Source organism: Mycobacterium sp. E2497 (genome assembly GCF_001668695.1).
Classification (GTDB): Bacteria; Actinomycetota; Actinomycetes; order Mycobacteriales; family Mycobacteriaceae; genus Mycobacterium.
In genome coordinates this window covers 1-12,930 of record NZ_LZKD01000191.1, presented here as the reverse complement: position 1 = coordinate 12,930, position 12,930 = coordinate 1, and the positions used below count along the sequence as shown (strand labels likewise).

The following is a 12,930-nucleotide window of genomic DNA, read 5'->3' as shown; positions in this document are numbered from 1 at the left end:
CTGGATCGCGCTGGCGCCGGTGCCGATGGAGGCCACCCGCTCCCCGGCCGTCGACTTGCTGTGGTCCCAGCGCGCGGAGTGGAAGCGGCGGCCCCGGAACCGCTGCGTCCCGGGGATGTCCGGGATGTGGGGCACGTCGAGCATTCCCACGGCGCTGACCACCACGTCGAACTCGTGCTCGGCCCCGCCGTCGTCGGTCAGTGTCCAGCGGCGCCGGGTGTCCGACCAGCGCGCGGTTGTGATCGCGGTGTTCGCCCGCAGGTGCGCGCCCAGCCCGTGCCGGGTGGCCACGGTCTCGAGGTAGGTCAGGATCTCGGGCTGGTTGGCGTAGGTCTTGCTCCACCGCGGGTTGGGCGCGAACGAATACGAATACAGGTGCGACGGGACGTCGCATGCCGCGCCCGGGAAGGTGTTGTGCCGCCAGGTCCCCCCGAAGCCGTCGGCCCGGTCGAAGAGGGTGAACCGGTAGCCGCCCTCGGCCAGCTGGATGCCCATGGCGATGCCGCCGGCGCCCGCGCCGATGATCCCGACGGTCGGCTGCTCACCCATTCAGGCCCATTGCGCGTAGTACGGTCGCCCCGGCCGGCTCTTCTCCACCAGGATGAACACCACCCCCCAGGGGTCGGCGAACCATGTGGTGCGCACCCCGGCGACCTCCGCGATTCCGTTGACCAGGAAGCGCACCCCCCTGCGCTCCAGCTCCGCCCGGGTGGCGTCGAGGTCCGCACAGATCAGCCCGACGTGGGACAACCCGTGATCGGTGAGGGCCCGGCCGCCGGCGCGCCCGTCTTCGCCGAGGTATTCGATGACCTCGAGCACCCGATCGCCGTCGTCGCCGAAGCCCACGATGGCCGCCTTCATGCTGGGATCAGCCACCAGCTCGCCCATGTCGTCGCGAATGGCGTTACCGGTCATGACATACGGCGGCGAAAGCACACGCAGGCCCAACACGTCGCGGTAGAACGCCACGGCGGCTTCGCAATCCGGAACGCACACGCCGGTGTGGGCCACTCCGGTAATCACGTTCTCGACTCTACGTCGGACCGACCGCCTCACCGGGTCGGCCCGGGAAATCCGACCGGCCGATAATGGCCGGGTGCGGTCGGTAGCTGAGCATCAACGTGTCGTAGCCGAACTCATCCAGCCCCGGCCGGCGGTGACCGCCGCGCTGGCCGACGCGCAGGGGCTGGTCCTGGCCGAGGACGTGGTCGCGCGGCTGGCACTGCCGGTCTTCGACAACTCCGCGATGGACGGGTACGCGGTGCGGGCCGAGGAGACGTCCGGCGCCACACCCGAGCACCCGGTGGTCCTCCAGGTCGCCGAGGACATTCCCGCCGGGCGCACCGACGAGTTGACGCTGAAGCCGAACACCGCGCATCGCATCATGACCGGCGCGCCGCTGCCCGCCGGTGCGACGGCCGTCGTCCCGGTCGAGGACACCGACGGCGGCGTGGCGGTCGTCTCGATCCGCGCGCCGCGCGCGGCCGGCGCGCACATCCGCCGGGCGGGCGAGGACGTCGCCCAGGGCACCACCGTGCTGCGACGGGGCCAGTTGGTGACCCCGGCCGTGCTGGGCCTGGCCGCGGCGCTGGGCATGGCCGAGCTGCCGGTGCTTCCGCGCCAGCGGGTGCTGGTGATGTCCACCGGGTCGGAGCTGGTGGCGCCGGGCAACCCGCTGCGGCCCGGTCAGATCTACGAGTCCAACTCGATCATGCTGGCCGGGGCCGTGCGCGACGCCGGCGCCGAGGTGGTCGCCGTGGCGACCGCGGAAGACGACGTGGCGCAATTCAGCTCGGTCCTCGATCGCTACGCGGCCGACTGCGACCTGATCATCACCAGTGGCGGGGTGAGCGCCGGCGCCTACGAGGTGGTCAAGGACGCCTTCGGGCGCGCCGGCGACCAGGGCGTCGAGTTCGTCAAGGTGGCGATGCAGCCGGGCATGCCGCAAGGCATCGGCCGGGTGGCCGGCGCGACCATCGTCACCCTGCCGGGCAACCCGGTCAGCGCGCTGGTGTCCTTCGAGGTGTTCATCCGGCCCGCGCTGCGCGACGCCATGGGCCTGCCCGACCCCGACCGCCCACACCGGGCCGCCGTGCTCACCGAGTCGTTGACCTCGCCGCGCGGCAAGCGGCAATTCCGGCGCGCGGTGCTGGACCGCGACGCCGGCACCGTCACCAGTTACGGGCCGCCGGCGTCGCATCACCTCCGCTGGCTGGCGTCGGCGAATGCGCTGCTCGACATCCCCGAGGACGTCGTGGAGGTGTCGGAGGGGACCGAGCTTCAGGTCTGGGACCTCACCTAACCCCCGGTGACGGCCGTCTTGGCCCGGCGCAGCCGCGGCGCCGTCTGGTCGTTGGCATGCATGTCGAGGGTGGGCGTCCCCCTGCGGGCGGGAACCAACCGGCCCCCGCCTTTCGTAAGATGGCCGCGTGGCACGACGCCCCCGCCCCATCGGCCCCACCGCCGAGGATCCAGAGTTCAGCCCGCAGCACGCGTTGGGGTTGGTGCGCTCGGCGATTCCGCCGGTTCACCCGGCCGGCCGGCCGTTCATCGCCGGCGGGCTGGCGGTGGCGCTGGCCGGCCGCAGGCACCGCTGGGTGCGGCGGGCCGGCCTGCTGGCGGCGGCCGCCTGCGCGGGCTTCTTCCGCCACCCGCCGAGGGTGCCGCCGGCCCGGCCGGGCGCGATCGTCGCGCCCGCCGACGGGGTGGTCTGCGTCATCGACTCCGCCGCCCCGCCCGCCGAACTCGGCATGGGCGACGCGCTCCTGCCGCGGGTCAGCATCTTCCTCTCGCTGCTCGACGCCCACGTGCAGCGCGCGCCGGTGAGCGGCGAGGTGATCGCCGTGGAGCACCGGCCCGGCCGGTTCGGGTCGGCGGATCTCGCCGCGGCGAGCACCGAGAACGAGCGCACCAGCCTGCGGATCCGGACGCCCAGCGGCGCGGAGGTGGTGGCGGTGCAGGTCGCCGGCCTGCTGGCGCGGCGCATCATCTGCGACGCGCGCGTCGGGGACAAGCTGACCATCGGGGACACCTACGGCCTGATCCGGTTCGGCTCCCGGCTCGACACCTACCTCCCGGCGGGCGCCGACCCGCTGGTCCGAGAGGGCCAGCGCGCGATCGCCGGCGAAACCATGCTGGCCGAACTGCCATGATCAGCAAGCCGCGCGGCAGGCGGCCGGTCAACCTGCAGATCCTGCCCAGCGCGATGACCGTGCTGTCCATCTGCGCGGGCCTGACCGCGATCCGGTTCGCCCTCGAGCATCAGCCCAAGGCCGCGATGGCCTTGATCGCCGCGGCCGCCATCCTGGACGGGCTGGACGGCCGGGTGGCCCGCCTCCTGGACGCCCAGTCGCGCATGGGCGAGGAGATCGACTCGCTGGCCGACGCGGTGAACTTCGGGGTGACGCCGTCGATTGTCATCTACGTGACGATGCTGACGAAGTCGCCGGCCGGCTGGGTGGTGATCCTGCTCTACGCGGTGTGCGTGGTGTTGCGGCTGGCGCGGTACAACGCGCTGCAGGCCGACGGCAGCCAGCCCGCCTACACGCACGAGTTCTTCGTCGGCATGCCGGCGCCGGCGGGCGCCGTGTCGATGATCGGGCTCATCGGGCTCAAGTTGCAGTTCGGCGAGGGCTGGTGGACCTCGACGACGTTCCTGTGCATCTGGATCACGGGGACGTCGATGCTGATGATCAGCAAGATCCCGATGCGCAAGATGCACGCCGCGGCGGTGCCCCCCAGCTGGGCCGCGCCGCTGCTGGCGCTGCTGGCGATCTGCGCGGCCGCGGCCGTGCTCGCGCCCTACGTCCTGATCTGGGTGATCATCGTCGCCTACCTCTGCCACGTGCCGTTCGCGGTCCGCAACCAGCGCTGGCTGGCCGCCCACCCCGAGGCGTGGTCCGACGAGCCCAAGCAGCGCCGCGCCGCCCGCCGCGCGATCCGCCGGGCGCAACCGCACCGCCGGTCGATGGCGCGGCTCGGGCTGCACAAGCCGGGTGGGCGCCTGCGATGAGCCGGCCGGGCGACGATGCGGCCCGCCAGCTCACGCTCACCGCGCGGTTGAACACCGCCGCCGTCGATTCGCGCCGCGGCGTCGTCCGCCTGCACCCGAGCGCGGTTGCCGCGCTGGGCATCCGGGAGTGGGACGCGGTGGCGCTGACGGGCTCGCGCACCACGGCCGCGGTGGTGGGCCTGGCCGGCCCGGACACCCCGGTCGGCACCGCCCTGCTCGACGACGTGACGCTGTCGAACGCGGGGCTGCGCGAGGGCACCGCGGTGATCGTCGGCGCGGTCACCGTCTACGGCGCCCGGTCGGTGACGCTGTCCGGCTCGACGTTGGCCAGCCAGTCGATCTCGCCGGTCACCCTGCGGCAGGCCCTGCTGGGCAAGGTGCTGACCGTCGGCGACGCCGTGTCGCTGCTGCCCCGCGACCTGGGCCCGCCGTTCTCGACGTCGGGCGCCGCCCGCGCGCTGGCCGCCTCGGTCGGCATCAGCTGGACGTCGGAGCTGCTGACGGTCACCGGCGTCGACCCGGCGGGACCGGTCAGCGTGCAGCCCAACTCGCTGGTCACCTGGGGCGCCGGTGTGCCGTCCGCGGCCGGGCCGTCGCAGGAGTTCGTCGACGTCGTCGGACCGGAGACCGTCGTCGAGGAACTGAAGGGATCGCAGCCGCAGGCTGCCAAGCTCGCCGAATGGCTCAAGCTCGCACTCGACGAGCCGCACCTGCTCAAGACGCTGGGCGCCGGCGCCAACCTCGGCGTGCTGGTGTCGGGCCCGGCCGGCGTCGGCAAGGTGACGCTGGTGCGCGCGGTCTGCGACGGCCGCCGGCTGGTGAAGCTGGACGGGCCGGAGGCCGGCGCGCTGAACGCCGAAGACCGGCTCAAGACGGTGAGCGCGGCGGTGCGTGCCGTCCGCAACGGCGGTGGCGTGCTGCTGATCACCGATGTCGACGCCCTGCTGCCCGCCACCCCCGAGCCGGTGGCCGCGCTGATCCTGGGCGAGCTGCGCACCGCGGTGGCCACCGAGGGTGTCGCGCTGATCGCCACATCGGCCCGGCCCGACCAGCTCGACGCCCGGCTGCGCGCGCCCGACCTGTGCGACCGGGAGCTGAGCCTGCCCCTGCCTGACGCCGGCACCCGCAAGGCGCTCTTGGAGTCGCTGCTGAAGTCGGTACCCGCCGGCGACCTGGATCTGGTTGAGATCGCTTCCCGCACGCCTGGTTTCGTGGTCGCCGACCTCGCCGCGCTGGTGCGGGAGGCGGCGCTGCGGGCGGCGTCGCGCGCCAGCTCCGACGGCCGCCCGCCCGAGCTGAACCAGGAGGACCTGCTCGGGGCGCTGACCGTCATCCGGCCGCTGTCCCGTTCGGCCAGCGAGGAAGTGGCCGTCGGCAACGTCACCCTCAACGACGTCGGCGACATGGCCGAGGCCAGGCAGGCGCTCACCGAGGCCGTGTTGTGGCCCCTGCAGCATCCCGACACCTTCGCCCGGTTGGGCGTGGAACCGCCCCGCGGGGTGCTGCTGTACGGGCCGCCCGGCTGCGGCAAGACGTTCGTGGTGCGCGCGCTGGCCAGCACCGGGCAGCTGTCCGTGCACTCGGTCAAGGGCTCCGAGCTGATGGACAAGTGGGTGGGCAGCTCGGAAAAGGCCGTCCGCGAACTGTTTCGGCGCGCCCGCGACTCCGCCCCGGCGCTGGTGTTCCTCGACGAGATCGACGCGCTGGCGCCGCGGCGCGGGCAGAGCTTCGACTCGGGCGTGACCGATCGGGTGGTGGCCGCGCTGCTGACCGAGCTCGACGGCGTCAACCCGCTACGCGACGTCGTCGTGCTGGGCGCCACCAACCGGCCGGACCTGATCGATCCCGCGCTGCTGCGCCCGGGCCGGCTCGAGCGGCGGGTGTTCATCGAACCACCCGACGCCGCCGCCCGGCGCGAAATCCTGCGCACCGCGGGCAAATCCGTCCCGCTGAGCGACGACGTCGACCTCGACGAGGTCGCCGCCGGGCTCGACGGCTACAGCGCCGCCGACTGCGTGGCGCTGCTGCGGGAGGCGGCGCTGACGGCGATGCGGCGCTCCATCGACGCCACCGACGTGACGGCCGCCGACATCGCGGCCGCGCGCCAAATCGTGCGCCCCTCACTGGATCCCGGGCAGGTCCAGGCGCTACGCGCCTTCGCCGAAGGCCCGTAGCACGGCCCGCGCCGACGCCGCGACGTCGCGTTCCAGCCATTTCGGCATCGGGTCGTCATGGGCGTGGCGTCGGACCACGGCGTACGGCAGGTCCGCGACCGCCCGCGCGACGGCGTCGACGGACCGGGGCCCGCTGTTGCCGTACAGCCCGCGGGCCAGGGCCGCGATTCGCTCGGTCAGCGGGGCGTTCATCGCGGCCAGCGTCTCGCGGAACGCCGCGTCGGGTTCCTCGTCGAGCAGGTCACCGGGCCGGATCGTCAACAGCAGCCGGGCGTCGTCGGGCAGCTCGCGCGCGAAGCTGACGGCGGCCACGGCCATCGCCGTGGCGGTTTCCATCGGAGTCTGGCCGTCGGCGGCCAGCGCCCGCGCCTGGAACCGGTCCAGCGCGCGCAGCCACGCCGCCGTCAGGACGCCGTCGCGGTTGCCGAACCGGTGATAGAGCGTGCCCGCGGGGGCTCCGCTGGCCTTGGCGATCGCCGCGACGCTGGCCGCGCGCGGCCCACCGTCGAGCACCAGGGCCCGGGCGGCGTCGAGGATCACGTCGGTTTCGTGCTTTCGCGGAGGTGCCACGATCTAGTACATTCCTTCTATATGGAACGATTACCCTATATCGATGAGCATGCCATAACAGTCGACGCGAGCCGTGGCGACACGTGGTCGGCACTCTTAGCGGTGCTGTGCCGGGACCCCGGCGATCCATCGACCGTGCCGCCCGGTTTCGTGCTGGACGGGGCGCGGGCGCCGGAGTGGTTCGCGCTCAAGGGCAGGCACCCGTTCGCGGTGTACCGCTGGGTGTTCGAGCTGGAGGACGCGGCGCCGGGGCGCACCCGGGTGCGCGCGGCGACCTGGGCGGCCTTCCCGGGCGCGCACGGGAAGGCCTACCGGGCGCTGGTCATCGGCACGGGCGGTCACCGCGTCGTCACGCGGTGGACGCTGAAACGCGTCGCCAGCGCCGCCGCGCACGCCGACTACGCCGACGTGTTCGAAGTACCCCTCCCGCAAGGCGACTCACGCACCGCCGAGGAGACGTTCCGCGACGCCCTGCGGGATGCGCCGGGTGGGGGCGTGATCTTGTGGATCCACCGCCACCTGCTGAGGTTCGACCTCGGGCCGGTCTCGTCGCCCGATCACATCATCGGCTGGACGATCGCGCGCTCGGATCGCGACGAGCTCGTGCTGACCGCCCGGGGTCCGCTGATGCGCGGTGAGCTGACGCTGCGGCGCCACGACGGCCGGCGCGCCGGCCTCACCACCCGCGTGCATTATTGCCACATGTTCACCGCCCGCGCGGTCTGGGCCGTCGTCGGCCCGCTGCATCGGGCCGTGGCGCCGCGGCTGATGGCACGCGCCGCACGGTACGACCTCACGGCGACGGCCGGGCAGTCCTGAACCCTTCGGCCCGGGTGTCTCGTAACCAGTTCACATACCCCTTGGCATGGACGGATTGCGATGATTGCGACGCAGCCCTCGCCCGGCGCGGATGTGGACGCTGGTGCCGGCCGGGTGATGGTGGTGGCGATCATGGCGTCGATGGTCGCCTTTCTCGACAGCACCGTCGTGAACCTGGCACTGCCGGCGACCGAACGCGAGCTCGGCGGGGGCATGTGTCTCCAGCAATGGGTGGTGGACGGTTATCTGCTGGCGCTGGCCGCCACGATCCTGCCCGGGGGTGCCATCGCGGATCTGTTCGGCCGGGTCCAGGTGATGCGGTTCGGGCTGGTGGCCTTCGGGGCGGGCTCGGCGGTGGCGGCCACGGCCACGTCGCCGGGCATGCTGATCGCCGGACGCCTCGTCCAGGGTCTCGGTGCGGCATTCTTGGTGCCCGGATCGCTGGCGCTCATCAATTCCGCGTTCGATCCCGCACACCGCTCCGCGGCCGTGGGCTCATGGACGGCATGGACCGGAACCGCCTTCGCGCTGGGCCCGCTGTTGGGCGGCCTGGCGGTCGACCTGCTGGGCTGGCGATGGATCTACGCCCTGTCGGCGATCCCTATGATCGCCGCCTTCGCTTTGACGTATCGCTTACGCGCCGTGGAGGTTCCGGGAGCGCCCGGGCGCTCCCGTCTCGACGTCGCCGGGGCGGCGTTGTCGGCCGTCGGTTTGACCGCCACCGTGTATGCGCTCATCGAAGCGGGCAGGCACGGATGGCACCCGCAGCTCGTCGCGGCACTGGCGATCGGCGCTGCGGCGCTGCTGGCGTTCGTGGGTTGGCAGCGCCGTGCCCGTCACCCGCTGGTGCCGCTCGGCCTTTTCGCCAACCGCGACTTCGCGGGCGCCAATCTGACCACCGCCTTCGTGTACGGCGCCCTCACGATGGGGTCGCTTGCGGTGTCCCTCTACACCCAGGAGGTCGCCGGCTATTGTGCGACGGTCGCGGGACTGGTGACCTTGCCCAGCCCCCTGCTGTCGTTTCTCTTCGCCAAGCGGGTCGGCGGCCTGGCGGCGCGGATCGGTGCCCGGGTCTTCCTGGCGACGGGCCCGGTCGTCGCCGGGGCCGGGTTGCTGCTCATCCGCCCCGCCGCCCACGGGTTCAACGTCCTGACCCACCTGCTGCCCGGGATGGTCGTGCTCGCCCTCGGCATGGTGCTCACCAGTACGCCGCTGACCGCGCTGAATCTGTCCTCCGTCAACCCGGCCAACAGCGGAGTGGCCGCGGCCGTCCAGAACGCGGTCGGCCGGACGTCGGCGCTGACGTCGGTGGCATGCGTCGGACTGATCGCCACCGGCACACTCACCGACGCCAGCTTCGCCCGGCTGCTGCGGGATGCCGCGGCGCTCTTCTTCATCGGCGCCTTGGTCAGCGGCTTCTCCGTCGGCAAGGCGCGCAACCGCGCGGTGTGATCCGTGCCGCTGTGGCAGCCTATAGCGGCATGACCGAGCATCCGACCGCGCTGCACCTCGTCGACGGCATCGACCTGTCCGGCAAGGTCTGCGTGATCACCGGCGCGTCGTCCGGGCTGGGGCGCGAGTCGGCCCGGGCGCTGGCGGCGGCCGGCGCGCACGTCGTCCTGGCCGCCCGCAATCCGGCGGCGTTGGCGGAGGCGTCCCGGTGGATCGCCGCGGAAGTGCCGGGCGCGCGGACCTCGACCGTCGAACTCGACCTGACCGCGTTGGCCGGCGTGCGGGCGGCGGCGGGCGCCATCGGCGACATCGCCCCGGCCATCGACGTCCTGATGAACAACGCCGGGGTGATGTTCACGCCGTTCGGCAGGACGAGCGATGGCTTCGAGATGCAGATGGGCACCAACCATTTCGGGCACTTCGAGCTGACCCGGCTCCTGGTTCCGCAGCTCGCCGCCGCCGGCCGGGCTCACGGTCAGGCCCGGATCGTCAACCTGTCGTCCGCGGGCCACGTGCTGGGCGACGTGGACTTCGACGATCCGCACTGGGACACGCGAGAATACGACAAGTTCGCCGCCTACGGCGCGTCGAAGACGGCGAACATCCTGCACGCCGTGGCAGCCGATCGCCGCCTGCGCGACAAGGGAATTCGCGCGTATGCCGTGCATCCCGGCACCGTGGCCACGTCGCTGGCGCGGCACATGTCCCGGGAGGACTTCGCGCGGCTGCGCAAACCGACGGGCGAGCGGCTGGACGTCATCACGTCCGACCGCGGCGCGGCCACCCAGGTGTGGGCGGCCGTCAGCCCGGAGCTGGCCGGCCGCGGTGGGCTGTATCTCGAAGACTGTCGGGTCAGCGACAACGCGACGCCCTACGCCCGCGACGAGCGGCGCGCGGAGCGGTGGTGGGAGCTGTCCGAGGAGATCACGGCTCGGGCAGCGGGGTCCACTCGCGGGACAGCCGCGACGTGAACGACGGGGACCTGCGCTCGAGGAACGCGGCCACCCCCTCGCGCGCGTCGGCGCCGCCCATCACCCGATGGTGTAGCCGCGTTTCCAGCGCGGCGACCTGCCGCGGGCTGTAGTGGTTGATCGCGGTGTCCCACAGCAGCCGCTTGCACAGCGCCGCCGACATCGGCGCGACGTTGACCGCGATGTCGCGGGCCAGCTCGACCGCGTGGTCGAGCACCTGGTCGGCCGGCAGGGCGCGGTTGGCGATGCCGAGCGCCACCGCCTCGGCCCCGCCGAAGGTCCGCCCGGTGAGCAGGATGTCCGCGGCCACCCCCAGCGTGGTCAGCTGCGCCAGCGTCCAGTGCGACATGCAATCGGGCAGCACGCCCCGGCGCACCTGCACCACACCGTATTTGGCGTCCTCGGCGACGATGCGCAGGTCCGCCTGCAAGGCGATGGTCAGCCCGATGCCGATGGCGTGGCCGTTGACGGCCGCGATCACCGGCTTGCGCAGCTCGAACGCGGCGGGGGTGATCGGTGACGCCGAGAACCCATCGGCCGGGGCGCCGAACGGCTCGGCGTCGCCGGAGAAGTCCGCCCCGGCGCAGAAGGCGTCGCCCGCCCCGGTCACGACGATGGCCCGGACGTCGTCGTCGCCGTCGCAGTCGTAGTACGCGCGGCTCAGCAGCGCGCCCATGTCGGCGGTGTAGGCGTTGCGCCGCTCGGGCCGATTGAGCGTGAGCACCGCCACGCCCGCGTCGACGTCGACCGTCACGTCGGGGCTCATCGCAGGACGGGTGTCCGGTGCAGGGCGCCGATCAGGTCGGCGATGTCCGCGGCGCGCGGCGTGTAGCCCGGGAAGTAGCAGCACACCTCCGCGGCGTGCTCGGAGAACCGGGCGGCTATCTGCTGCGCGCATTCCTCGGGGCTTCCCACGATCCCGATCCGCGCCACCACCTCGTCGCCGATCAGGCGGCGCATCTCGGCGAACCGCCCCTGCTTGGACAGGGCGTTCAGCTCGGGATGGATGTCGGCCCACCCCTCGGCCTCCAGCACGGGCAGGTAGGCCGGGGTGGAGCCGTAGAACGAAATCAGCGCCGCCACACCGTCGATCGCGGCCGCCAGGTCGGCCTCGTCGCGGCCGACGGCGACCATCGCCTGGGCGATGATCTGGAATCCGTTCCAGGTCCGGCCCGCGCAGCGCAGCCCCTCGGCGACCGCCGGGACGGTGCGCTCGGCGAAGTGGCGGGCGCTGTTGAACGGCATCACCAGCAGCCCGTCGGCGACCTCGGCCGCGGTGCGCGTCATCACCGGGCCCAACGCGCCCAGCAGCACCGGCGGCGGCCCGAACGGGTTGGGCCCGGGATTGAAGTTGGGCGCCATGATGGTGTGGGTGAAGAATTCGCCGCGAAAGTCCAGGCGGCCCTGGCCTTCCCACGCCGCGAAGATGGCCTTGATCGCGCGCACGGTCTCGGCCATCAGCGCCGCCGGCCTTCCCCACCTGCTGCCGTAACGCTTTTCGATGTGGGCCTTCACCTGCGACCCGAGCCCGAGCCGGAACCGGCCACCGCTGTACAGCTGCAGGTCGTAGGCGGCGTGGGCCAGATGCAGCGGGCTGCGGGGCGGGGCGATCGCCACGTTGGTCATCAGATCGAGGTCGGTCGCGCCGGCGGCGATGAGCAGGGGGAAGAAGACGTCGTGCTGGCCCTCGAAGGTGAACAGGCCGTCCGCGCCCGTCGCGGCGACGTCGGCGGCGCTCGCCGCGGCATCCACCGGTGAACCGTTGACCTGCAGCTGTACCTTCATCGAATCCCCTGTCGCACAGTGTTATTCGGAGTTACTCGGAGAGTTGGAACTCCACCACCTCGGCGACCGCGGCCACCGCCTCGCGGACCGCGACCAGGCGTTCGGCGGCCGACGGCGCCGCCAGCACCGAGTACCGGTCCGCGGTGCCGATCGGGATGCGAGCCGCCAACTCCCACAACCGTTGGCCGGCGTCGCCGCCGGTGTACTCGCCTAGCAGCGCCTCGCGGTCCGGCAGGCTCACGCCGCGCGCGTCGGCGATCCGCGCGAACAGGGCCATCACCCGGTCCTCGACCTCGAGCAGCTGGGCGGGGCTGACCGGATCGCCCTGCTCGTCGGGCCACAACGTCACGGTCGCCCGCGGGTAGGGATCGTCGGGCAGCCATTCGGAGACCTTGATCCGCTCCCCGGTCCGACAGTGCATCGAGTACCGGCCCGCGCCGAGCTCGACGCATTCGGTGATTCTGGACAACACCCCGACGTCGCAACGCGATTCGCCGCCACCGACCTCGCGGCCCCGGGCGATCAGCACCACGCCGAACGGATCCCCGGCGTCCAGGCAGTGTCGGACCAGCGCGGCGTAGCGCGGTTCGAAGATCCGCAACGGCAGGTCCTCGTCGGGCAGCAGCGCCGACTCCAGCGGGAACATCGCCAACTCGAGGGGTTCGAACATCAGATTTCCAACTCGGCCACCAGCGCGTCGACGACGGCGCGCAGGTCACCGTCGTGCTCCTCGGCGACCCGGCGCTGCCGCTGATACGAGGCGCCGCGCCTGGGGATCTCGGCGACGGCGGCCAGCTCGTCGACGCAGTCCAGCGACTTGGCGACGGGCTCCAGCTGGTTCAGCACGTCGTCGAGATCCTCGGTGACCAGCCGCTCGTTGCTGTCGGCGTCCTGGATGATGATCGCGTCCAGGCCGTAGCGGGCGGCGCGCCACTTGTTCTCCTGGTTGTGCCAGGGCGGCATGGTCGGCAACGTCTCGTCGGCCTCCAGCCTGCGGTCCAGGTCGACCACCAGGCAATGCGTCAACGCGACCAGCGCGCCCAGCTCGCGCAGGTTGGACACGCCGTCGCACACCCGCACCTCGATTGTGCCCAGGTGCGGCGAAGGCCTGATGTCCCAACGGACTTCGTCGACGTGATCGATGATG

At 72.4% G+C, this 12,930-nt stretch carries 14 protein-coding genes; 7 read left to right on the top strand and 7 right to left on the bottom strand.

All coding sequences use genetic code 11. The annotated features are described in order from the left end of the window. Both A5713_RS17920 and A5713_RS17915 read right to left on the bottom strand, forming a co-directional pair. Positions 1-549, bottom strand: a 549-nt coding sequence (locus tag A5713_RS17920; RefSeq protein WP_156751931.1) for an NAD(P)/FAD-dependent oxidoreductase, incomplete at its 3' end; no start/stop codon positions are given. Continuing rightward, positions 550-1,023: a VOC family protein gene (locus A5713_RS17915; RefSeq protein WP_067927576.1), complete on the bottom strand. Its 474-nt coding sequence runs from the start codon at positions 1,021-1,023 to the stop codon at positions 550-552. It lies immediately after the preceding gene. 73 nt (positions 1,024-1,096) lie between these two features. On the opposite strand from A5713_RS17915, the gene glp reads away from it, so the two are divergent. From glp to A5713_RS17895, 4 genes are all read left to right on the top strand, one after another. Further along, a complete protein-coding gene (gene glp, locus A5713_RS17910) occupies positions 1,097-2,302 on the top strand; it encodes a gephyrin-like molybdotransferase Glp (protein WP_068097708.1) in 1,206 nt (401 codons plus the stop codon). Positions 2,303-2,429: 127 nt separating this feature from the next. After that, positions 2,430-3,152, top strand: a complete 723-nt coding sequence (locus tag A5713_RS17905) for a phosphatidylserine decarboxylase (protein ID WP_068097706.1) — start codon at positions 2,430-2,432, stop codon at positions 3,150-3,152. Then, the gene (gene pssA / locus A5713_RS17900) at positions 3,149-4,012 is read left to right on the top strand and encodes a CDP-diacylglycerol--serine O-phosphatidyltransferase (protein ID WP_067927569.1); all 864 of its coding nucleotides are present in this window, start codon (positions 3,149-3,151) and stop codon (positions 4,010-4,012) included. Before A5713_RS17905 ends, pssA begins: the two co-directional genes overlap by 4 nt. Further along, positions 4,009-6,186, top strand: a complete 2,178-nt coding sequence (locus A5713_RS17895) for an AAA family ATPase (protein ID WP_068097701.1) — start codon at positions 4,009-4,011, stop codon at positions 6,184-6,186. The genes pssA and A5713_RS17895 overlap by 4 nt, the downstream gene beginning before the upstream one ends. Here A5713_RS17895 and A5713_RS17890 read toward each other — a convergent pair. Beyond that, positions 6,160-6,756 (bottom strand): TetR/AcrR family transcriptional regulator, encoded by a 597-nt coding sequence (locus tag A5713_RS17890; RefSeq protein ID WP_068097697.1) that lies wholly within the window; start codon positions 6,754-6,756, stop codon positions 6,160-6,162. The genes A5713_RS17895 and A5713_RS17890 overlap by 27 nt on opposite strands. A gap of 21 nt (positions 6,757-6,777) precedes the next feature. On the opposite strand from A5713_RS17890, the gene A5713_RS17885 reads away from it, so the two are divergent. From A5713_RS17885 to A5713_RS17875, 3 genes are read left to right on the top strand one after another with little or no spacing between them, the layout of a single operon-like run. Further along, entirely contained in the window at positions 6,778-7,575 is a 798-nt protein-coding gene (locus A5713_RS17885; protein ID WP_068097695.1) for a DUF2867 domain-containing protein, read from the top strand. A 60-nt stretch (positions 7,576-7,635) separates the two neighbouring features. Beyond that, positions 7,636-9,027, top strand: coding sequence for an MFS transporter (locus A5713_RS17880; protein WP_067921327.1), 1,392 nt, complete (start codon positions 7,636-7,638; stop codon positions 9,025-9,027). A 29-nt stretch (positions 9,028-9,056) separates the two neighbouring features. Further along, the gene (locus A5713_RS17875) at positions 9,057-9,998 is read left to right on the top strand and encodes an SDR family NAD(P)-dependent oxidoreductase (RefSeq protein ID WP_068097710.1); all 942 of its coding nucleotides are present in this window, start codon (positions 9,057-9,059) and stop codon (positions 9,996-9,998) included. On the opposite strand, the gene A5713_RS17870 is transcribed toward A5713_RS17875, so the two are convergent. The 4 genes from A5713_RS17870 to A5713_RS17855 all read right to left on the bottom strand — a co-directional run. After that, positions 9,952-10,764, bottom strand: a complete 813-nt coding sequence (locus tag A5713_RS17870; RefSeq protein WP_067921323.1) for an enoyl-CoA hydratase/isomerase family protein — start codon at positions 10,762-10,764, stop codon at positions 9,952-9,954. The two genes, A5713_RS17875 and A5713_RS17870, sit on opposite strands and share 47 nt — an antisense overlap. Next, positions 10,761-11,783, bottom strand: coding sequence for a TIGR03617 family F420-dependent LLM class oxidoreductase (locus A5713_RS17865; protein WP_068097692.1), 1,023 nt, complete (start codon positions 11,781-11,783; stop codon positions 10,761-10,763). Before A5713_RS17865 ends, A5713_RS17870 begins: the two co-directional genes overlap by 4 nt. 31 nt (positions 11,784-11,814) lie before the next feature. Next, positions 11,815-12,453 carry an LON peptidase substrate-binding domain-containing protein gene (locus A5713_RS17860; protein ID WP_067921319.1) on the bottom strand — a complete coding sequence of 213 codons (639 nt, stop codon included), beginning with the start codon at positions 12,451-12,453 and terminating at the stop codon, positions 11,815-11,817. Next, positions 12,453-12,930: glutamate-cysteine ligase family protein (locus tag A5713_RS17855; protein ID WP_231980492.1), on the bottom strand; the 478-nt coding region annotated here is incomplete at its 5' end. The genes A5713_RS17855 and A5713_RS17860, both read right to left, overlap by 1 nt.